The organism is Pseudomonas sp. NPDC087690, from assembly GCF_044743175.1.
Taxonomy (GTDB): domain Bacteria; phylum Pseudomonadota; class Gammaproteobacteria; order Pseudomonadales; family Pseudomonadaceae; genus Aquipseudomonas.
Genome location: NZ_JBIUVX010000009.1, coordinates 1 through 19,715 on the forward strand (window position 1 = coordinate 1; position 19,715 = coordinate 19,715).

Genomic DNA, 19,715 nt, shown 5'->3' on the forward strand with positions numbered 1-19,715 from the left:
GGGCCGAGCCCTTGCCCACGTCACCGTAACCGATGACCAGCGCTTGCTTGCCGGACAGCAGGTGGTCGGTACCACGCTTGATCGCATCGTTCAGGCTGTGACGGCAGCCGTACTTGTTGTCGTTCTTGGACTTGGTCACCGAATCGTTGACGTTGATGGCCGGGATTTTCAGCTCGCCCTTGGCCAGCATGTCCAGCAGACGGTGTACGCCAGTGGTGGTTTCTTCGGTCACGCCGTGAACGCGATCCAGTACTTGTGGGTACTTGTCGTGCAGCAGCTGAGTCAGGTCGCCGCCGTCGTCGAGGATCATGTTGGCGTCCCATGGCTGGCCATCCTTCAGGATGGTTTGTTCCAGGCACCACTCGTACTCTTCTTCAGTTTCGCCTTTCCAGGCGAAAACCGGGATGCCGGCAGCAGCGATAGCGGCAGCAGCCTGATCCTGAGTCGAGAAAATGTTGCACGACGACCAGCGTACTTCGGCACCCAGGGCAACCAGGGTTTCGATCAGCACGGCAGTCTGAATGGTCATGTGGATGCAGCCGAGGATCTTGGCGCCTTTCAACGGCTGTTCGCCGGAGTACTTGCGACGCAGACCCATCAGAGCCGGCATTTCCGATTCGGCGATGATGGTTTCGCGACGGCCCCAGGCAGCCAGGGACATGTCGGCAACTTTGTAATCGTTAAAATCTGCAGGCGTGATAACAGCGCTCATGAAGAGCCTCCATTCGTAATGTATGCGAATGGGCGCCGTTGTGCGTTTAGTGTCCGGCCTAAGGCCAGTCAACGCCCCATCCGAGCCTGACAGGTTGAACCTGCTGCAGCGCCCCTCGGACAGGTGGCGGGAAAACGGTATCAATTGAAGATGACCGTTTTGAAACGGGGGCGATTATAGCCGTCTAGACTGATCTTCCAAAGGGTTTCTGTCGGCCAGATGAAGATCGTTAATGGCGACCATAGTCGAAGCCGCATGGAGCCTGACCGCTCAGTCTGCCAAGATACCGTCCATCGTTCGGCAAGACACTCAGGAGTGAAGATGAATTTCCACACCCGCAAATGGGTAAAACCCGAAGACCTCAACCCCAACGGCACCCTGTTCGGCGGCAGCCTGCTGCGCTGGATCGACGAAGAAGCGGCGATTTACGCGATCGTCCAGTTGGGCAATCAACGCGTGGTGACCAAGTACATTTCCGAAATCAACTTCGTCAGCGCCTCGCGCCAGGGCGACATCATCGAACTGGGCATCACCGCCACCGAGTTCGGCCGCACCTCGATCACCCTGACCTGCGAAGTGCGTAACAAGATCACTCGCAAGAGCATTCTGACGGTTGAGAAGATGGTGTTTGTGAACCTCGGCGAAGACGGCTTGCCGGCACCGCATGGCCGCACCGAGATCAAGTACGTCAAAGACCAGTTCCAGGAAGATGAATTAGTCAGCGAGTAATGCGAGCCCCGTAGGAGCTGCCGCAGGCTGCGATCTTTTGATCTTGTTTCTAAACAATCAAAATCAAAAGATCGTCCGATCGCGGCCCGAGCCTTCGGCAGCTCCTACATGTCCGACATAGGATTTGCGTGGCGCCTACAGAACGTATTCCAAGCCGCGAGGGTCGTAGGTAAACACCACCCCCACGGTTCCCACGCCATGACCACTCCCACCGACGGCAAAACCCCCGACCTCTCGGCCAAAGAACAGCACGAAGTCGAGAAAAGCCAGCCGCCGCGTGCGGCTGTCCTGCACGAAATCATCCGCAGCCAAGGCGATCAGGAACTGGAGCGCAGCATCGCCGCGCTCTGGTGGTCGGCGCTGGCCGCGGGGTTGACCATGGGCCTGTCATTGATGGGCATGGGCTTGCTCAACTCGCGCCTGCCCGAGGGCGACGAATTCAAGGTAATCGCCAGTTTCGGTTACTGCGCAGGCTTCCTCGCGGTGATCCTCGCACGCCAGCAGTTGTTCACCGAAAACACCCTGACCGCCGTGCTGCCGGTGATGACCAAACCGACCCTGCTCAATTTCGGCCGTCTGATCCGCCTGTGGACAGTGGTGCTGGTCGGCAACCTCTGCGGCACGATTCTGGTGGCGTACGTGATGCTCGAACTGCCGATCTTCGACACCAAGACTGACCACGCCTTCCTCGAAATCGGCCGCAAGGTCATGGAAAACCACGCCAGCCAGATGTTCGCCAAAGGCATCGTTTCCGGCTGGATGATCGCCACCATGGTCTGGATGATCCCGTCGATGGAGAGCGCGAAGATGTGGATCATCATCCTCATCACCTATCTGATGGCGCTCGGTGATTTCACCCACATTGTGGTGGGTTCGGCGGAAGTGTCGTATCTGGTGTTTGCCGGCGAATTGCCGTGGAGTGATTTCTGGGCGGTGTTCGCGGGGCCGACGCTGGCGGGGAACATCATTGGCGGCAGCTTTATTTTCGCGCTGATCAGCCATGCGCAGATCCGCAGTGAGAGCGGGGCGCCAAAGGCCGATAAACCCGGCTCTGGCGAAACCCGCGAAGATGACTCGGACAGCAAAAGCCAATAGCTTCAGGCCTTGAATGGTGCCCTGGCCGGTTCTATGGTCGGTGCGCTATCAGGCGCCTTGAGCTGGCCTTCCCAGCGCGCGACGACCAGCGGCGCCAGCGCATTGCCCAATACATTGAGCGCAGTCACTGGCATGTCCATCAAGCGGTAGACACCGGCGATGATCGCCACACCTTCTACCGGCAACCCGGCGGCGGTCAATGTTGCCGTCAGAATGATGAACATGAAGCCCGGCACGCCCGCCGCGCCTTTCGATGTCAGCACCATGATCAGCACCAGCATCGCTTGATCAGCCAGGCCCAGATCGATGCCGTAGGCCTGGGCGATGAACAACGTGCCCAGCCCCGCGAACAGTGATGCGCCATCCAGGTTGAACGAGTAACCCAATGGAATGACCATGCTGGTGATCGGGCGCGGTGCCCCGTAGCGTTCCATTTTTTCGATCAACTGCGGCATTACCGTGGCCGAAGCGGCGCTGCTGTAAGCCAACAGCAGTTCACTGCGTATTGCCCGTATAAGGTGGAAAAAACGGATCCCGGCCATTCGCGCCACCACACCCAGCACGCACAGTGCGAACAGCAACACCGCCACGTAGGTGATGCCGATCAGCTTCGCCAGTGGCAGCAGGGCGCTCAGGCCGAAACTGGCCACGGTCACACCGATCAGGCCGAAAATGCCAATCGGCGAGTAGTGCATGACCAGATGCGTGACCTTGAACATGGTGTCGGAAACCGCCTGGATCACCGCGATCAACGGCGCCTTCTGCTGCTCGGGCAGCATCGACAGGGCGCAGCCGAACAGGATGGCGAAGAACAACACCGAGAGCAGCTTGCCCTGAGACATGGCCAGCACGATGTTGTCGGGGACAATGTTTACCAGTGTGCGGCCAAGGTTTTGTGTTTCGCCCATCGTGGCCAGCCCGGTGACCGGTGCTTGTAAAGTGCTGCTGAAGTCCGCGCCCGCGCCGGGCTGGAAGACGTTGCCGACGATCAGACCGAAGACGATGGCGATGCTGGTGATCGTGAAGAAATACACCAGCGTTTTGACCCCGACCCGGCCAAGCGCTTTGGTACTGCCCGCGCCGGCTATGCCGACGACCATGCAGGCAAACACCAGCGGTACCACGATCATTTTCATCAGCCTGATAAACAGGTCGCCCGCCGGTTGCAGCAGGTTGTCGATAAACCAGGTCTTGTGTTCGGGAAACTGGTTCAGAAGGATGCCGACGATTACCCCGGCGGCGAGCCCGATCATTATGCGGGTGACCAGGCTGGTGGGTGTTTTGCTACTCATGCAGTGCCCCTTTTTTCTTGTGTTTGTTGGGGATGGAATCAGTGCGCAAACAGGCCGCTGAAGTCCTTGAAGCCTTTGATTTCGATCGGATTGCCGCTGGGATCAAGGAAGAACATCGTGCGTTGCTCGCCGGGTTCGCCGGCGAAGCGGATCACCGGCGGGATCTCGAAAACGGTGTCGAGGCGGTGCAGGCGCTCGGCCAGTGCCAGCCATTCATCCAGTGGCAGCACGACACCGATGTGCGGCATCAAGACTTTGTATTCGCCGACGTTTCCGCTGCGGGTGGTGGCAAAGGGTGTGCCCAGGTGCAGCGAAATCTGATTGCCGAAAAAATCGAAGTCGACCCAGCTCTCTGTACTGCGGCCCTCAGTGCAACCCAACACATCTCGATAAAAAATCCGCGCCTGTTCCAGGTCGCAAACATGGTATGCAGCGTGAAAGGGTCTGTTCATGTGATAGCCCTGAGTGAAGGAACGCTCAGGGTAAACAGGCTGATCGGTGGGGCAAAACGGCTTCGCCTTGTTCTGAGCGAAAGGAAAACTTATGGATGTGCGCTTTCTTCAAAGCCTGATAGCAGTGGTCGAAACCGGTTCGATTGCGGCGGCCGCGCGCCGCGAAAACCGCACGGCGGCGGCGATCAGTCAGCGCGTGCAGGCACTCGAGCGATCATTGGGTTATGCCCTGTTGCTACGCACCGCGCATGCCACACGGCCGACGGATCAATGCCTGCTGGTGTTACCGAAAATCCGCGCGATCATCGAACAGACGCAGGCGCTGCAAAATGATCTGCATCACGATGCTCTGACGGGTGAAGTGACGATCGGTGCGGTCTCGACGGCGCTGACCGGTGTCTTGCCAGGATTGATCGAGCGCTTGGCGTTATCGGCCCCGGCGCTGAAATTGAAGATAACGCCGGGGGACTCAAAAAGCCTTTACGAGAAAGTGCTGGCGGGCGAACTGGACGCCGCGATTCTGGTCAGGCCGCCGTTTCAACCACCCAAAGCTTTGACGCAGACAGTGCTGAAGGTCGAGCCGCTGGTTCTGGTTGCCCCGGCCTCACATGCCGGGCAGTCGCTGGAAACGTTGCTGCGAGCAGGCCCGTTCATACGTTACGACGCGCGCTCATGGGGTGGCCAGATTGCTCAGCGCTACCTCGATGAACAGGCGATCGAGCCCAATGTGCTCTGTGAGCTGGATGCGCTGGAGACCATCGTCATGCTTGTCGCGCAGGGGATGGGGGTATCGCTGGTGCCGCAATGGGCCGCAATGGCGTTGGACGGTGTGTGTGCCATGCCGGTGGAGGATGGGCAGCGTTACTCGCGGGAGCTGGTGGTGATGCACAGTTCGACGCCGCACCGCCCCTTGGCGATGCGGCATCTGCTCGAATTGCTCTGCAACGCGTCATGAAAGCAGTTCACGACGGCGCTGCAGTGGTGCGTCAGTGTGCTGGTTCAGTCGCAGCATTCGGCTCGTTGCGTGTCGCATGCTTGACCAGTTTGCCGATGGTCAGACCCTGCAACAGGATCGACGACAGCACCACGATGTAAGTGATGCTTAACAGCAAGTCGCGCTCTGGCCCTAACGGCAGGGCCAATGCCAGCGCCACCGAAACACCGCCACGCAAACCGCCCCAGGTCAGAATCCGGATGGTGCCGGCCGGCACCGTACGCCAGCGCCGTAGCAGGACGATCGCCGGGGCCACGGTGAGCAGGCGCGACAGCAGAATCGCCACCGCCAGCAAACCGGCCGCTGCCATGTGCAGCCAGTTGAATGGCAGCAGCAACAGTTCCATGCCGATCAGCGCGAACAACAGCGCGTTGAGCATGTCATCGAGCAATTCCCAGAAGCCGTCGAGATAGCGCCGGGTCATGTCATTCATCGCCAGATTGCGCCCGACGTTGCCGATGATCAGACCGGCGACCACCATCGCAATCGGCGCTGAAACATGAATTTCGGTGGCCATCGCCGAGCCGCCAATCACTAGCGCCAGCGTCAGCATCACGGTGATCTGGTGTTGCTCGATGCTCTTGATCATCCGATAGACCAGATAACCGATCAGGCCACCGAACAGCACGCCGCCAATGGCTTCGTGAACGAACAGCATCGCCGTGGCGCTAAGGGTCGGGGTTTCGCCGAGTTGGGCGATGCCCAGCAATACGGTGAACACCACAACAGCTGTGCCGTCGTTGAACAGCGATTCGCCAACGATGGTGGTTTTCAGCGGCTTTGAGGCATTGGCGGTACGCAGCACGCCGAGCACCGCGATCGGGTCGGTCGGCGAGATCAGCGCGCCGAACAACAAGCAGTAGAGAAAGCTCACATGCCAGCCGAACAACGCAAAGATGTAATAGGCGAGGCTGCCGATCACTGCAGTGGCAATCAGAACGCCGAAGGTTGCCAGCAGGCCAATCGGCCAGCGATAGCTGCGCAGGTCATTGAGGTTGACGTGCAAGGCGCCGGCGAACAGCAGAAACGAAAGCATCCAGTTCATCAGCAGATCGCCGAAGTCGATCTGGCCGATCAGTTGCTGCACGCGCTCTTCGAGACCGGGGTAGCCGAGCACGCTCAGGCCTTGCAGGATCAGGGAGAACAGCAGTGCGGTGACCATCACGCCGATGGTCGGTGGCAGGCCGATGAAGCGGAAGTTGACGAAGGTCAGGAGAGTGGTGAGGCAGATGAAAGCGGCGACAAGTTCAAGCATCCGGGGTCCTTTGGATGAGGGGTGAATGGAGCGCGCCCAATGCTTGGGTGCAGGGGTTTGATGGGCTGAGAGCGACAGAGGGCACAAGCTTCCCTCACCCCAGCCCTCTCCCGGAGGGAGAGGGAGCCGACCTTATTGTCTTGTGGCATGCATCGACCTGAATAACCGAGTCGATTGTGGATTCAGCAAAGCGGGTTCACGTCGGCGTATCTCTCAAATATCCCCCATTCAGTCCCCTCTCCCTCTGGGAGAAGGTTAGGGTGAGGGCTAGCCGGACACATTGACCGCAGCCGCGCCGCGACGTTGCAGATAGATGAAAAACAGCGCCGTCAGCACGGTCAATACGCCAACAAGCGCACCGGTCCACGGCAAATCCGCCAGATCCGCGCCACTGGCCACCACCAGCCCGCCAATCCACGCACCCGCCGCGTTGCCGAGATTGAAAGCGCTCTGGTTCAACGTTGACCCTAGGTTCGGCGCTTCATGCGCCTGATCGATGATCAGCAACTGCAGGATCGGACACAGCGCAAAAGCAAAAATCCCCCACAGCACTAACGTGATCGCCGCCGGCACCACCGAACGGCTGGTCTGGCTGAACGCCGCCAGAATCACCACCACCGCCAACGCCACGCCGACCAGCGAAGGCAGCAAACGGCTATCCGCCAGGCGTCCGCCGAGCATGCTGCCGCCGGTCAGGCCGACGCCGAACAGCAGCAGCATCACGGTCACGCCATGGGGGCTGACGCCGGTGATGTCCTGCAGGATCGGCGCGATGTAAGTGAATACGCTGAACAGACTGGTGGATGCCAATACGCTCATGCCCAAGGCCAGCAGCACATTGACCTTGCCCAGCACTTTGAATTCGCTGGCGAGGTTGGCCTTGTCCATCGGGATGTGTTTTGGCAGCCACAGCCATTGGGCGAGCGCTGCGATCACGCCGATGACCGACACTGCCCAGAACGTCGAACGCCAGCCTGCGTATTGACCCAGCGCCGTACCCAGCGGCACTCCAAGGACATTGGCCAGCGTCAGGCCGGTAAACATCATGGCAATTGCCTGCGCGCGTTTGTTCGGTGCGACCAGCCCGGCGGCAACCACCGAACCGATGCCGAAAAACGCGCCATGACACAACGCGGTGACCACGCGCGCCGCCATCAATGTTGCGTAGTTCGGTGCCAGGGCGCAGAGGATATTGCCGAGGATGAACATCAGCGTCATGCCCAACAGCGTCGCTTTGCGCGGCATATTGGCGGTGCCGATCGCCAGAATCGGCGCGCCGAACACCACGCCCAGCGCGTAACCGGTGATCAACAGGCCGGCATGAGGAATGCTCACGGCAAGATCGCGGGCAACGTCGGGCAGCAGGCCCATGATGACGAATTCAGTGGTGCCGATGCCGAATGCGGCAACAGCGAGTGCAAGCAAGGCGAGTGGCATGCGCAAGGTCTCTGTCGGTAGTCTTGACGCTTTGATCAGGCATACGCAGGCCGACGACCGATCTCGAAGGAGGGCGGTGCAGGCAGGAATTATTGGTTTTTTTCTGTGCGCAACTGAGTGCGGCGTGGTCGCTTGCAGTATAAACACCTGCTGACACATCGCGAATCAATAATCTGACTATTCGAGTGTTCGACTCCCACCTGTAGGAGCTGCCGAAGGCTGCGATCTTTTGATCTTGCTTCTAAAAACCAAAGTCAAAAGATCGCAGCCTTCGGCAGCTCCTACAGGGGGGCGTGAAAAATAATAAGGAGTGAAACGTGTTGGCGACAGCTTTGGTATTGATGGCGGCGCTGTTGCATGCGACGTGGAATACGTTAATCAAATTCAGCGCCGAGCGGCTGCTTGTGGTGGCGTGCATGGACACCGTGGCGCTGCTGGTTGTCGCCATCGCGTTGCCCTTCGTGAACGTGCCACCCATTAGCATCTGGCCGTGGATTCTCGCTTCGGCAGCCTTTGAGCTGCTGTATCGCTACCTGCTGATTCAGGCCTATCGCGTCGGTGATCTCGGCCTGGTCTATCCGCTGATGCGCGGTTTGTCGCCGCTGGTGGTGCTGGCGCTGACCCTGATCTTCGCTGGGGAAGTACTCACCACGCAGCAGATCTTCGGCATCATGCTGATTCCCTTGGGTATGGTTTGCCTGCTCTGGCAAGGCGGCGGCGGCAAGCACCTGCCATGGTCGATGCTGCCGGTGGTGGCGCTGATCGGCCTGTGCATTGGCTGCTACACCTATATTGATGGTCAAGCGCTACGGCGTTGGTCGCACCCGCTGGATTACCTGGTCTGGGTCACGCTGCTCAGTGCCTGGCCGTTTCCGCTGTTGGCATGGGTCGCCAAGCGCCCGGCCTTCATGCAGTTCTGGCGCGAGCAATGGAAGCTCGGGCTGGCGGTGGGCTTCTGCGTGTTGGCCAGCTACGCTCTGGTGCTGTGGGCGATGCAGTTGGGCTCGATTGCCGAAGCGGCGGCACTGCGTGAGATCAGTGTGATTCTGGTGGTGCTGTTCGGTATGCGCTACCTGAAAGAACCTTTCGGCCGGCCACGGCTCTTAGCCTGTGGGCTGGTGCTGATCGGCATGTTGATCATGAAGTTCTGACAGCCCGCGAATTCTATAACTCGAAAAAAGGACGGCGTTATGACGGTGGCTCTGTGGTGTGTGTTGATCGCGATTTTTCTGCCGTATGTCTGCACAGGCGTGGCGAAAGCCGTGGGTGGCTATCGGTTGAGTGACAACCACGATCCGCGCGATTTTCTGGAAAGTCTCAACGGTGTGGCGAGACGGGCGCATGCGGCGCAACTGAACAGCTTTGAAGTGATGCCGGCGTTTGCGGCGGCGGTAATTGTCGCGCATCTGGTGGGTACGGCAGAGCTGGTGACGGTTAATGTGCTGGCTGTGCTGTTTATCACCAGTCGCCTGCTTTACATCATTTGCTATCTGGCGGACTGGGCGATCTTGCGGTCGCTGGTTTGGTTTGTGGGTATGGGGTTGATTGCTTCGTTCTTCTTTGTGTCGGTCTGATTATTTTACTGGTGTTGCTGATGGCCTCATCGAGCAGGCTCACTCCTGCATTTTGGAATGCGTTCCCCTGTAGGAGTGAGCCTGCTCGCGATAGCTATCTGATTACCTCAGCAGATTCCAAGGGTTACTTCTTCTCTGTATCCGCCACCTGCGGCACTTGCGGCAGCGCGGCACCTTTTGGCCAGAGCATCCAGATCTGCCCTTGCTGTTTCATGTCTCCGGCCAGTTGCCCGGCCGCATCCCCCGTCCCCCAGAACAGGTCCGCGCGTACCTCGCCGGCAATTGCGCCGCCGGTATCCTGCGCCGCCACCGGGCGAACCAGTGCCGTACCATCTGGTTTTGTGGTTGATAGCCACAACAGGCTGCCCAGCGGAATTACCTTGCGATCCACTGCTGCGCTGTAACCGGCAGTCAGCGGTACGTTGAGCGAGCCACGAGGACCTTCGTTACTGTCCGGGTTGCGGGTGAAGAACACGTAGCTCGGGTTGCTGCCGAGCAATTCCGGGATGCGCGCCGGATTGGCTTTGGCCCAGTTGCTGATCGCACTCATGGTCACATCTTCTTTTTTCAGCTCACCCTGCTCGACCAGCCAGCGACCTATTGGCCGGTATGGATGACCGTTCTGATCAGCGTAGGCAATGCGCAGTTGTTTGCCGTCCTGGGTCTGAATCCGTCCGGAACCCTGGATCTGTAGAAATTGCAGGTTCATAGGGTCGGTCAGATAAGCCACCACGGGCGCTTTCACGCCTTTGGATTCGATGGTCGCGGCGTCGTCATAAGGCTTGAGCACGCGACCTTCGAGGCGACCGCGCAGGCGTTTGCCTTTGAGTTCCGGGTAAATGCTGTCCAGCGAAACAATGATCATGTCTTCGGGCACGCCATACACCGGCACGTTTGCCACGTCGGTGGGTGTCAGGCTGCCGGGATAGACCGGCTCGTAATAACCGGTGATCAAGCCGTTGGGGTTATCGTTCTCGGCGCGCAGGCCGAAGACATCGAGGTTCTGCTTGAGGAACGTGCGAATCTCGTTGGCGTTCTGCGGCACATTGGCCGCCGCTGCGCAGGTCGGGCCCCAGACCGTATCAGCCTTGAGCCGGGTGCAGGCGCTGCGCCACGAGCCGAAACCGGCGACCAGATCGCTGTCGGACACAACCGGCAGGGCATCCCACGTGGCGCTGGAGTAAGTGGCCAGCGCGTGGGTTTTCGGCTTGGCGCTCTCGCCACCGGTGCAGCCGGCGAGAATCGCCAGCAGAGGGAGGGTCGCGATCAGCGGATGACGCCAGGCCTTGTAACGGCTGTTCATGGAGTGATTCCTGTGCCGGTTGGCCGAGTGCTCCATGCGCTCGTTCAACCCGTATTTTTAATAGGGCTATTGGTGTTTGGCGGTGGCGCGAGGATACTGGCCGCCGAATTCCGTGACCTGAAGCCACCATGACTCTTAAAAAAATGTCTGTTGTATTGCTGGCCTGTCTGACCTTGTCCGCCTGCGGCGGTGTCGACCCGAATTCGCCGCTGGGTCAACGCAAGGCAATTTTCAAACAAATGCTCAAGACCGGTGAAGATCTCGGCGGCATGTTGCGTGGGCGCATTGCGTTCGACGGGCCGAAGTTCGCCGAAGGCGCGGTCAAGCTCGATGCGTTGTCCCACGAGCCGTGGAAGCATTTCCCGCAGGTGCGCGAAGAAGATCACACCAGCGCCAAGGATGATGTCTGGCAGAAACAGGCGCAGTTTCAGGAAATGGCCCGCAACCTTGAAGCGGCCACCGGTGAATTGGTGACCGCCAGTCAGCTTCTGCCATACAAAGCCAGCAACCTCGGACCCGCGGTGCAGAAGGTTGAAGATGCCTGCAGCGCTTGCCATAAACAGTTTCGGGATCATTGATCTTCAAGACTGCTGAGTAACCCTGTGGCGAGGGGATTTATCCCCGTTGGGCTGCGAAGCAGCCCCAAAACCATACAGCCGAGTTTTTTCAGTCAGACCCGACTAGCCGGATTTGCGACGGCTTCGCCGCCGGACGGGGAGAGATCCCCTCGTCACAGGGCCATCAATTACTTATCGATTTCGTCCAGCGCGTCCTGCAGTTCTTTACGCGACTCGGCCAGTTTGTCTTTGCGCTTGTTGATCTTCTCCGGGTCGCCTTTCTTCATCGCCTTGTCGAGATCGGCCTGACGCTGACTTACTTCGTGCTTGGCTTCGAGCACCTTGTTTTCGCGTTCTTTCTTCAGGCCCGCATCGGTGCAGTGTTCATTCACTTCGCGCAGGGCCGTTTCCAGACCCGCCTGCTGATCGGCATTGCCGCGCGACTTGGCCTGTTCGATCTGGTTCATGATGCCCTGCTTTTTCGCAGCGCAGCCGGTCAGGCCCGGGGCGTCTTCGTCGGCCATTACGGGGGCGGCCATCATGCCGCAGAGGGTGAGCATGGCGAGCGGTGCAAGAAATTTCATAAAAGCTCCATGTGCAAAGGCGTTCGGGTTGGTCAGGCACTGCGCTGTTGGAGCGCCTCGGCGGCCGATGGGTTCCCGGCGCGCCGGGATTGCGTAGTCAAAAACCGTCGATTCCGGCGGCATGTAAGGTTTCGCTCAAGGCCAGTACTTGTGGGTCGCGAAAGAATGCGCTTAATTGCGCTGCGCGTCCCGGGCCGATACCGGCTTCTGCCTGCCATTGTTCGGTGTTGCGCTGTACCAGCGCCTGCCACGAATCAGGCAATCGGGCCTGACCGGTTGGCGGCAAGCCCAAGGCCTTGAGCCATTGAGCGAACGGCCGCTGGCGGGCGCTGTGAAAGCTGTTCATCAGGCGTTCGCTGCTGCGCTCGCCGAAGCCCGCAATGTTAGCAAGCTCTGGCGCGTCGAGGGTCAACCAATCCAGCAGGTTGTTTACGCGGCGTGTTTCGAGAAGTTTCTCCCAGGTGCCACGACCGACATGTTGCATTGCCAGACCCTGCTTGCCACTGAGCCAGGTCAGGCGCGCGAGAAACTGGCTTTTGCAGCCGGGCGTGGGTTGCCAGCAGCTCAAGGTGTGGAAGTCTTCGGCGTTGGGGATGTTGAGGTCTGTGCGTTCGGCGGCGCGCAGCACCACGCTGTCGAGCCGTGGAATGGTCAGGCCGGCGAGGCTGATTGCCACTTGGTCGCCGGGGCGGATATCCAGGTCTTGCCAGCGTTTGAAGGAACTGGCGCTGACCCGTTTGATTTCCCTGTCATCGAGCATGACGGGTTTGAGTTCGAGTACTGGCGTGATACGCCCGGTGCGCCCGATCTTGAAGTTGACCTTGCGCACTTCGGCCAGCGCTTGAGCAAAAGGATACTTCCACGCAACTGCCCAGTACGGCGCGCGAGCCTGCCAGCGCTCGGCGGGTGGACGCTGGCTCTGGCGCAACACCACCCCGTCAGTGGCAAACGGCAGAGGAGAGCGGTACCAGTGATCGCGCCATTTTTGCGCGGCAGTAAAGTCGGGGGCAGGATGACTGTACGGTTCAATCGTGGCGAAACCCAGCGTCGCCAACGTGGCGACTCGCTCGGGCAATTGCGCTGGGCCTTGTGGCCAGTCCCAGACGAACAGTCCGATACCGGAGGCTTGCCCGGCATCCAGGGTTTTGCGTCCCATCAGTCCCGCGACGGTGGAGCGAGCGTTAACGCCGCCGGATCGAGCTTGCACGTGCTCGTTCAAGCGCCAGTAGAGTTCGCCCTGCACCAGCATATCCAGCGGTTGTGTCAGGCGTTGAGGAATGGCGCCGATCTTCTGCGCTGATGGCGTCCAGTCTTGCCCACGAACCCCGTCACCGCGACTGATGACCTGTTGCAAAACGCCCGCGCGATAAATCAGCGTCACTGCGACGCCGTCGACTTTTGGTTGTATCCAGACATCCTCGCGATCACGTAGCCAGGCCTCCACGGCCTCAACTTTATGGATTTTATCCAGGCCGGTATGGGCAATGGGGTGGACGTTTGAGCCTGAAACTGTGCGCAAAGGATCGGGTGGCGAGGGCACTTTGAAACACGCTCGCCACTCGTTCAGTTGCGCAAGGGATTGGTCGTAGAGTTCGTCGGCAATCAGTGAGCGGCCTTCGCGGTGGTAGGCGTCATCCCATTTGTCGATCTGGTTTTGCAGGGCGGCGATTTCGTTTTGCGCGGTGGGGACAGGCCAGTCAGGGCAAGCGGCGTAAGCGATCAGGTGGGTGAAGCTCAGCAGAAGAATTGAAAAAAGGCGCAGCGTGGCAAGCATGTTGAGCGTCCTTGCTCAGGGGAATGCTTGAAGATTAGTCAGGATTCAGAGCAGCAACGGGTGGGTGTTTTGCATCGTGTTTCAGTTATGAAGATCAAAAGATCGCAGCCTTCGGCAGCTCCTACAGGAGGCGTGCGTTTCACTTGTAGGAGCTGCCGAAGGCTGCGATCTTTTACTCTTTTCGAGGCATGAAAAAGCCCCGCACGGCGCGAACCGTGCAGGGCTTTTTTGTACCGCTGGGGAAGGCTTACAGGCCAGCAGCAGAACGCAGGGCGTCGGCGCGGTCGGTTTTTTCCCAAGTGAAGGTGGTGAAGGTGTCTTCGCCAACAGTTTTGGTCTCTGGCGTGCGACCGAAGTGGCCGTACGCTGCAGTTTCCTGGTACATCGGGTGCAGCAGATCGAGCATGGTGGTGATTGCGTATGGACGCAGGTCGAACACTTCACGGACCAGTTTGACGATCTTGTCATCGCTGATCTTGCCGGTGCCGAAGGTGTTCAGCGAGATCGAAGTTGGCTGAGCCACACCGATCGCGTAGGAAACCTGGATCTCGCAACGCTCGGCCAGGCCGGCAGCGACGATGTTCTTGGCAACGTAACGGCCAGCGTAGGCAGCCGAACGGTCAACTTTCGATGGATCTTTACCGGAGAACGCGCCGCCGCCGTGACGGGCCATGCCGCCGTAGCTGTCGAGGATGATCTTGCGACCGGTCTGACCGCATTCACCTACCGGGCCGGCATTTATGAACTGGCCGGTCGGGTTGATGTGGAACTGGGTGTCTTTGCTCAGCAGTTCGGCAGGCAGCACGTGCTTGACGATCAGCTCCATCACGCCTTCGCGCAGGTCTTTGTACGACACTTCAGGGTTGTGCTGAGTCGACAGAACAACGGCATCGATACCGACAACCTTGCCGCCTTCGTAACGGCAAGTCACTTGCGACTTGGCGTCCGGACGCAGCCAAGGCAGCAGACCGGATTTACGGGCTTCGGCCTGGCGCTGCACCAACTGGTGCGAGAAGGTGATCGGCGCTGGCATCAAAACGTCGGTTTCGTTGCTGGCGTAGCCGAACATCAGGCCCTGGTCGCCGGCGCCCTGATCTTCAGGCTTGGCACGGTCAACACCTTGGTTGATATCCGGGGACTGCTTGCCGATGATGTTCATCACGCCGCAGGTCGCGCCGTCGAAGCCGACGTCGGAGCTGTTATAGCCGATGTCGAGAATCACGTTACGCACGATCTCTTCCAGATCGACCCAGGCGCTGGTGGTCACTTCACCGGCAACGATGGCCACGCCAGTCTTGACCAGGGTTTCCACGGCAACGCGTGCGTGTTTGTCCTGGGTAATGATGGCGTCCAGCACCGCATCGGAAATCTGGTCGGCGATTTTGTCCGGATGCCCTTCGGACACGGACTCGGAGGTGAAGAGGGAGTATTCGCTCATCTCGATGTTTTCCTGAATTTACCGATGGTGAGTGTCGCCAGTCGGTCGCTGAAAATGGCGGACCTGGATCTGGAAACCATTACGTAAGCCTACATAGAGGCTTTCACCGGGAACGAGTCCCGAAGCCTTGGCCCAACGGGCCAAATCGTCCTGTTCAAACCCCAACCAGAGATCACCGCAGGCCTCCCTGGCCCAACTCTGGTTGTGGCTACATAACTCTGTCACGAGCAGACTACCGCCCGGTTGCAGCAGGTCGGCCATGTGCTTGAGCGCATCGGCCGGCGCGGCGAAATGGTGCAACACCATGTTCAACACCACGCAATCGGCCTGAAGGCTTGTGCCGTTCAATGCATCGGCCAATTGCAGGCTGACGTTAGCCAGCTGTTCACGTTCACATACCTGACGCGCCAGTTCGAGCATCGCCGGGCTGTTGTCCAGCGCGGTGACGGTGTCGAAGCGTCGCGCCAGTTCCGGCAAAAAAGCACCATCGCCGGGGCCGACTTCAATGGCCGTGGCTGCACCATCGAAGTTCAGTTTGTCGAGCAGGGCCAGCACGCTGTCACGGTACTGCGGCAGGCCTGCGATCAAGTCTTGCTGGGCACGGAATTTCTCCGCGACCCGGGCGAAAAAGTCCTGGCTGGCGGCGGCCCGTTGAGCGTGGACCTGTTCGATGCGTGCTTGCACATCGTTCGGCAGTACCAGGTTGTCGACTTCTTCTAACAATGCTGCGTGCAACTTGCCGCCCAACAGTTCGGTGTGGGGCAGGGCGCGGCGATAGAAAATCGCGTTGCCTTCACGGCGGGTCGCTACCAGATCGGCCTGCGCCAACACTTTAAGGTGATGACTCATACCTGACTGACCGATGCCGAAAATCTGCGCCAGCTCCAATACACCAAACGAATCGTTGGCCAGGGCGCGCAATACATTCAGCCGCAGCGGATCGCCGCCGGCCTTGCACAGGGCCGCCAGCTCGTCGCAATCGTCATGGCGAATGGAAGGCACGCGTAAGTTCATAGGGCTGGCAGTCTAGAGAGGGGGGGAATCCATCGCAAGGGCAATATCAAAAAGTTTTGATATTGCTCGATAAATGGCACTTCTCACGAGACGGTTAACTCTAGAAACAAGTAGCGGAAAGGTTTCACCAACCGAAACCGCCGCTAACCATGGGAAAAACGCCCCCGGATGACTATCTGTCATTGCCCCGAGGCGCTCCGGTGAGGGAAAATGCCCTCCTTTTTTCCGTTTCAATCTATTCACACCCAGGAGATCAGCGATGCCTAGCCGTCGTGAGCGTGCCAACGCCATTCGTGCCCTCAGCATGGATGCCGTGCAAAAAGCCAACAGCGGCCATCCCGGTGCCCCAATGGGTATGGCAGATATTGCCGAAGTGCGTTGGCGCGACTACCTCCAGCACACCCCGAGCAAGCCCTCGTTCGCCGACCGTGACCGCTTCGTGCTGTCCAACGGCCACGGCTCGATGTTGATCTACTCGCTGCTGCACCTGACCGGTTACGACCTGTCGATCGACGACCTCAAGCAGTTCCGTCAACTGCACAGCCGCACCCCGGGTCACCCGGAATTCGGTTACACCCCGGGCGTTGAAACCACCACCGGCCCGCTGGGTCAGGGTCTGGCCAACGCTGTAGGCTTCGCCCTGGCGGAAAAAGTCCTGGGCGCGCAGTTCAACCGTCCTGGCCACGACATCGTCGATCACCACACCTATGTGTTCCTGGGTGATGGCTGCATGATGGAAGGCATTTCCCACGAAGTCGCTTCCCTGGCCGGTACTTTGGGTCTGGGCAAGCTGATCGCGTTCTACGATGACAACGGCATCTCCATCGACGGCGAAGTCGAAGGCTGGTTCACCGATGACACCCCGAAGCGTTTCGAAGCCTACAACTGGCAAGTGATTCGCAACGTCGACGGCCACGATCCGGAAGAGATCAAGACCGCCATCGAGACCGCGCGCAAGAGCGCACAACCGACGCTGATCTGCTGCAAGACCACCATCGGTTTCGGCTCGCCGAACAAGCAGGGCAAAGAAGACTGCCACGGCGCTCCACTGGGTGACGCGGAAATCGCGCTGACCCGTCAGGCGCTGAACTGGAACCACGGCCCGTTCGAAATCCCGGCCGACATCTATGCCGAATGGGATGCCAAGGAAAAAGGTCGCGCGGCCGAAGCCGAGTGGGACCAGCGTTTCGCTGCCTACTCCGCTGCGTTCCCGACCGAAGCCAACGAACTGGTGCGTCGCCTGAGCGGTGAGTTGCCGGCTGACTTCTCCGAAAAAGCTTCGGCTTACATCGCTGAAGTCGCGGCCAAAGGCGAAACCATCGCCAGCCGTAAAGCCAGCCAGAACACCCTGAACGCGTTCGGCCCGCTGCTGCCGGAACTGCTCGGCGGCTCCGCTGACCTGGCCGGTTCCAACCTGACCCTGTGGAAAGGTTGCAAAGGCGTCAGCGCTGAAGATGCCAGCGGCAACTACATGTACTACGGCGTGCGCGAATTCGGCATGACCGCGATCATGAACGGCGTGACCCTGCACGGCGGCCTGGTACCTTACGGCGCGACCTTCCTGATGTTCATGGAATACGCCCGCAACGCCGTGCGCATGTCCGCGCTGATGAAGAAGCAAGTGATCCACGTCTACACCCACGACTCCATCGGTCTGGGCGAAGACGGCCCGACGCACCAGCCGATCGAGCAATTGACCAGCCTGCGTACCACACCGAACCTCGACACCTGGCGTCCAGCCGATGCCGTTGAATCGGCTGTGGCCTGGAAAAACGCTCTGGAGCGCAAGGACGGCCCATCGGCGCTGATCTTCTCGCGTCAGAACCTGCAACACCAGGAACGCGATGCCGGCCAGATTGCCGACATCAGCCGTGGCGGTTACGTGCTGAAGGACTGCGCAGGCGAGCCTGAGCTGATCCTGATATCGACCGGTTCGGAAGTGGGCCTGGCGGTTCAGGCGTACGACAAACTGACCGAGCAGGGTCGTAAAGTGCGTGTGGTTTCCATGCCTTGCACCAGCGTGTTCGATGCTCAGGATGCTGGCTACAAGCAGGACGTGCTGCCGTTGCAGGTTGGCGCGCGTATCGCGATCGAAGCGGCTCACGCCGACTTCTGGTTCAAGTACGTGGGTCTGGAAGGTCGCGTGATCGGCATGACCACCTACGGCGAATCGGCTCCGGCTTCGGCACTGTTCGAAGAGTTCGGCTTCACCCTGGAAAACATCCTCGGTCAGGCTGAAGAGCTACTGGAAGACTGATCCAGAAAAGATGTCGTCTGAGCTGACGCCTTCGCGAGCAGGCTCGCTCCCACAGGGAAATGCATTCCAATGTGGGAGCGAGCCTGCTCGCGAAAGTGTTGGTTCAGGCAACATCGCACTGCCTGATTCACCACGGTAATCGAGAACCCCATGCCTCAACCGCGTCCCTTCAAAGTTGCACTCAACGGCTACGGCCGGATTGGTCGTTGCGTCTTGCGTGCGTTGTTTGAGCGAGGCGAGAAAGCCGGGTTTGAAATTGTCGCGATCAACGATCTGGCAGATATGGCCAGCATCGAATACCTGACACGCTTCGACTCCACCCACGGCCGCTTTCCGGGCGAGGTGCGAGTAGAAGGCGATTGTCTGCATATTAATGGCGACTGCGTGAAGGTTCTGCGCAGTGCCACCCCCGAAGGCATCGATTGGGCGTCGCTGGGCGTCGATCTGGTGCTTGAGTGTTCCGGTGCCTACAACACCCGTGAAGACGGCCAGCGCTTTCTCGACGCCGGCGCGCCACGCGTACTGTTCTCGCAGCCGATGGCCAGCGAGGCGGATGTCGACGCCACCATCGTCTACGGCGTCAATCAGGATTGCCTGACCGGCGACGAACTGCTGGTGTCCAACGCCTCCTGCACCACCAACTGCGGTGTGCCGCTGTTGCGTTTGCTCGACAAGGCCATTGGCCTTGATTACGTGTCGATCACCACCATTCACTCGGCAATGAACGATCAGCCAGTGATCGACGCCTATCACCACGAAGACCTGCGCCGCACGCGTTCGGCGTTCCAGTCGGTGATCCCGGTGTCCACCGGTCTGGCGCGTGGTATCGAGCGCCTGCTGCCGGAACTTGCCGGGCGAATTCAGGCCAAAGCCGTACGCGTGCCGACGGTCAACGTGTCCTGCCTCGACATCACGATGCAGACCGCCACCGCTACCGATGCCAATGAGGTCAACCGGATCCTGCGCGAGGCCGCCACCAGTGGCCCGCTCAAAGGCCTGCTCGCCTATACCGAGTTGCCGCACGCCAGTTGTGATTTCAACCATGACCCACATTCGGCCATCGTCGATGCCAGTCAGACCCGTGTTTCCGGCCCCAAGCTGGTGAACATCCTGGCCTGGTTCGACAACGAATGGGGTTTTGCCAACCGAATGCTGGACGTTGCAGAACACTATCTGCAAACAGCAACTTGAAATTAAACTTTGGAAGTGCGACCCATGACCGTGTTGTTGATGTCCGACCTGGATCTG

The 19,715-nt window shown here is 59.4% G+C and carries 18 protein-coding genes and 1 riboswitch; of the genes, 8 read left to right on the top strand and 10 right to left on the bottom strand.

The features are described from left to right. On the bottom strand, positions 1 to 712 hold a 712-nt coding region (locus tag ACIPIZ_RS12525; protein WP_401165520.1), incomplete at its 3' end, for an adenosylhomocysteinase. A 23-nt stretch (positions 713 to 735) separates the two neighbouring features. Continuing rightward, positions 736 to 835, bottom strand: a riboswitch (S-adenosyl-L-homocysteine riboswitch). Between the two features lie 198 nt (positions 836 to 1,033). Here ACIPIZ_RS12525 and ACIPIZ_RS12530 point away from each other — a divergent pair. Continuing rightward, positions 1,034 to 1,441 (top strand): acyl-CoA thioesterase, encoded by a 408-nt coding sequence (locus ACIPIZ_RS12530; RefSeq protein WP_007913723.1) that lies wholly within the window; start codon positions 1,034 to 1,036, stop codon positions 1,439 to 1,441. A 198-nt stretch (positions 1,442 to 1,639) separates the two neighbouring features. Then, complete coding sequence (locus tag ACIPIZ_RS12535; RefSeq protein WP_105709345.1) at positions 1,640 to 2,536, top strand: formate/nitrite transporter family protein; 897 nt, start codon at positions 1,640 to 1,642, stop codon at positions 2,534 to 2,536. A gap of 2 nt (positions 2,537 to 2,538) precedes the next feature. Here the strand turns inward: ACIPIZ_RS12535 and ACIPIZ_RS12540 are convergent, their stop codons facing one another. Together ACIPIZ_RS12540 and ACIPIZ_RS12545 are read right to left on the bottom strand one after the other, a co-directional pair. Then, on the bottom strand, positions 2,539 to 3,828 hold the full coding sequence (locus ACIPIZ_RS12540) for a cation:dicarboxylate symporter family transporter (protein WP_241088749.1): 1,290 nt from the start codon (positions 3,826 to 3,828) through the stop codon (positions 2,539 to 2,541). 38 nt (positions 3,829 to 3,866) lie between these two features. Next, positions 3,867 to 4,280 carry a VOC family protein gene (locus ACIPIZ_RS12545; RefSeq protein WP_122660156.1) on the bottom strand — a complete coding sequence of 138 codons (414 nt, stop codon included), beginning with the start codon at positions 4,278 to 4,280 and terminating at the stop codon, positions 3,867 to 3,869. A 91-nt stretch (positions 4,281 to 4,371) separates the two neighbouring features. On the opposite strand from ACIPIZ_RS12545, the gene ACIPIZ_RS12550 reads away from it, so the two are divergent. Further along, entirely contained in the window at positions 4,372 to 5,235 is an 864-nt protein-coding gene (locus tag ACIPIZ_RS12550) for a LysR family transcriptional regulator (protein ID WP_064388109.1), read from the top strand. A 31-nt stretch (positions 5,236 to 5,266) separates the two neighbouring features. Here ACIPIZ_RS12550 and ACIPIZ_RS12555 read toward each other — a convergent pair whose 3' ends face one another. After that, on the bottom strand, positions 5,267 to 6,529 hold the full coding sequence (locus ACIPIZ_RS12555; protein WP_105709347.1) for a sodium:proton antiporter: 1,263 nt from the start codon (positions 6,527 to 6,529) through the stop codon (positions 5,267 to 5,269). A gap of 267 nt (positions 6,530 to 6,796) precedes the next feature. Then, positions 6,797 to 7,966 (bottom strand): MFS transporter, encoded by a 1,170-nt coding sequence (locus tag ACIPIZ_RS12560; RefSeq protein ID WP_401165523.1) that lies wholly within the window; start codon positions 7,964 to 7,966, stop codon positions 6,797 to 6,799. Between the two features lie 317 nt (positions 7,967 to 8,283). Here ACIPIZ_RS12560 and ACIPIZ_RS12565 point away from each other — a divergent pair, with 317 nt between their 5' ends. Together ACIPIZ_RS12565 and ACIPIZ_RS12570 are read left to right on the top strand one after the other, a co-directional pair. Then, positions 8,284 to 9,117, top strand: coding sequence for an EamA family transporter (locus tag ACIPIZ_RS12565; protein WP_401165525.1), 834 nt, complete (start codon positions 8,284 to 8,286; stop codon positions 9,115 to 9,117). Positions 9,118 to 9,156: 39 nt separating this feature from the next. Next, the gene (locus tag ACIPIZ_RS12570) at positions 9,157 to 9,540 is read left to right on the top strand and encodes an MAPEG family protein (RefSeq protein WP_064388113.1); all 384 of its coding nucleotides are present in this window, start codon (positions 9,157 to 9,159) and stop codon (positions 9,538 to 9,540) included. A gap of 124 nt (positions 9,541 to 9,664) precedes the next feature. On the opposite strand, the gene ACIPIZ_RS12575 is transcribed toward ACIPIZ_RS12570, so the two are convergent. Further along, complete coding sequence (locus tag ACIPIZ_RS12575; RefSeq protein WP_105709350.1) at positions 9,665 to 10,843, bottom strand: murein transglycosylase A; 1,179 nt, start codon at positions 10,841 to 10,843, stop codon at positions 9,665 to 9,667. A 128-nt stretch (positions 10,844 to 10,971) separates the two neighbouring features. On the opposite strand from ACIPIZ_RS12575, the gene ACIPIZ_RS12580 reads away from it, so the two are divergent. Next, complete coding sequence (locus ACIPIZ_RS12580) at positions 10,972 to 11,421, top strand: c-type cytochrome (RefSeq protein WP_401165528.1); 450 nt, start codon at positions 10,972 to 10,974, stop codon at positions 11,419 to 11,421. A gap of 167 nt (positions 11,422 to 11,588) precedes the next feature. On the opposite strand, the gene ACIPIZ_RS12585 is transcribed toward ACIPIZ_RS12580, so the two are convergent. The 4 genes from ACIPIZ_RS12585 to ACIPIZ_RS12600 form a co-directional block, all read right to left on the bottom strand. Next, a complete protein-coding gene (locus ACIPIZ_RS12585; RefSeq protein ID WP_064388116.1) occupies positions 11,589 to 11,984 on the bottom strand; it encodes a DUF1090 domain-containing protein in 396 nt (131 codons plus the stop codon). A gap of 97 nt (positions 11,985 to 12,081) precedes the next feature. Further along, positions 12,082 to 13,758: an NAD-dependent DNA ligase LigB gene (ligB, locus tag ACIPIZ_RS12590; protein WP_401165530.1), complete on the bottom strand. Its 1,677-nt coding sequence runs from the start codon at positions 13,756 to 13,758 to the stop codon at positions 12,082 to 12,084. Positions 13,759 to 14,005: 247 nt separating this feature from the next. After that, complete coding sequence (gene metK, locus ACIPIZ_RS12595) at positions 14,006 to 15,196, bottom strand: methionine adenosyltransferase (protein ID WP_401165532.1); 1,191 nt, start codon at positions 15,194 to 15,196, stop codon at positions 14,006 to 14,008. 18 nt (positions 15,197 to 15,214) lie between these two features. Next, positions 15,215 to 16,210 (bottom strand): ArsR/SmtB family transcription factor, encoded by a 996-nt coding sequence (locus ACIPIZ_RS12600; RefSeq protein WP_401165534.1) that lies wholly within the window; start codon positions 16,208 to 16,210, stop codon positions 15,215 to 15,217. Positions 16,211 to 16,469: 259 nt separating this feature from the next. Between ACIPIZ_RS12600 and tkt the strand changes: the two genes are divergently transcribed. Next, positions 16,470 to 18,467 (top strand): transketolase, encoded by a 1,998-nt coding sequence (gene tkt / locus ACIPIZ_RS12605; RefSeq protein ID WP_401165536.1) that lies wholly within the window; start codon positions 16,470 to 16,472, stop codon positions 18,465 to 18,467. A gap of 150 nt (positions 18,468 to 18,617) precedes the next feature. Beyond that, complete coding sequence (gene epd, locus ACIPIZ_RS12610) at positions 18,618 to 19,658, top strand: erythrose-4-phosphate dehydrogenase (RefSeq protein ID WP_401165538.1); 1,041 nt, start codon at positions 18,618 to 18,620, stop codon at positions 19,656 to 19,658. The last annotated feature ends 57 nt before the right edge of the window (positions 19,659 to 19,715 follow it).

Excerpts from the sequence above, each read along its gene's own strand:
- tkt (WP_401165536.1), top strand. The coding sequence starts at position 16,470 with ATGCCTAGCCGTCGTGAGCGTGCCAACGCCATTCGTGCCCTCAGCATG.
- ACIPIZ_RS12575 (WP_105709350.1), bottom strand. The coding sequence starts at position 10,843 with ATGAACAGCCGTTACAAGGCCTGGCGTCATCCGCTGATCGCGACCCTC.
- ACIPIZ_RS12550 (WP_064388109.1), top strand. The coding sequence starts at position 4,372 with ATGGATGTGCGCTTTCTTCAAAGCCTGATAGCAGTGGTCGAAACCGGT.
- metK (WP_401165532.1), bottom strand. The coding sequence starts at position 15,196 with ATGAGCGAATACTCCCTCTTCACCTCCGAGTCCGTGTCCGAAGGGCAT.
- ACIPIZ_RS12560 (WP_401165523.1), bottom strand. The coding sequence starts at position 7,966 with ATGCCACTCGCCTTGCTTGCACTCGCTGTTGCCGCATTCGGCATCGGC.
- ACIPIZ_RS12535 (WP_105709345.1), top strand. The coding sequence starts at position 1,640 with ATGACCACTCCCACCGACGGCAAAACCCCCGACCTCTCGGCCAAAGAA.
- ACIPIZ_RS12570 (WP_064388113.1), top strand. The coding sequence starts at position 9,157 with ATGACGGTGGCTCTGTGGTGTGTGTTGATCGCGATTTTTCTGCCGTAT.
- ligB (WP_401165530.1), bottom strand. The coding sequence starts at position 13,758 with ATGCTTGCCACGCTGCGCCTTTTTTCAATTCTTCTGCTGAGCTTCACC.
- ACIPIZ_RS12580 (WP_401165528.1), top strand. The coding sequence starts at position 10,972 with ATGACTCTTAAAAAAATGTCTGTTGTATTGCTGGCCTGTCTGACCTTG.
- ACIPIZ_RS12600 (WP_401165534.1), bottom strand. The coding sequence starts at position 16,210 with ATGAACTTACGCGTGCCTTCCATTCGCCATGACGATTGCGACGAGCTG.
- ACIPIZ_RS12555 (WP_105709347.1), bottom strand. The coding sequence starts at position 6,529 with ATGCTTGAACTTGTCGCCGCTTTCATCTGCCTCACCACTCTCCTGACC.
- epd (WP_401165538.1), top strand. The coding sequence starts at position 18,618 with ATGCCTCAACCGCGTCCCTTCAAAGTTGCACTCAACGGCTACGGCCGG.
- ACIPIZ_RS12585 (WP_064388116.1), bottom strand. The coding sequence starts at position 11,984 with ATGAAATTTCTTGCACCGCTCGCCATGCTCACCCTCTGCGGCATGATG.
- ACIPIZ_RS12540 (WP_241088749.1), bottom strand. The coding sequence starts at position 3,828 with ATGAGTAGCAAAACACCCACCAGCCTGGTCACCCGCATAATGATCGGG.
- ACIPIZ_RS12530 (WP_007913723.1), top strand. The coding sequence starts at position 1,034 with ATGAATTTCCACACCCGCAAATGGGTAAAACCCGAAGACCTCAACCCC.
- ACIPIZ_RS12545 (WP_122660156.1), bottom strand. The coding sequence starts at position 4,280 with ATGAACAGACCCTTTCACGCTGCATACCATGTTTGCGACCTGGAACAG.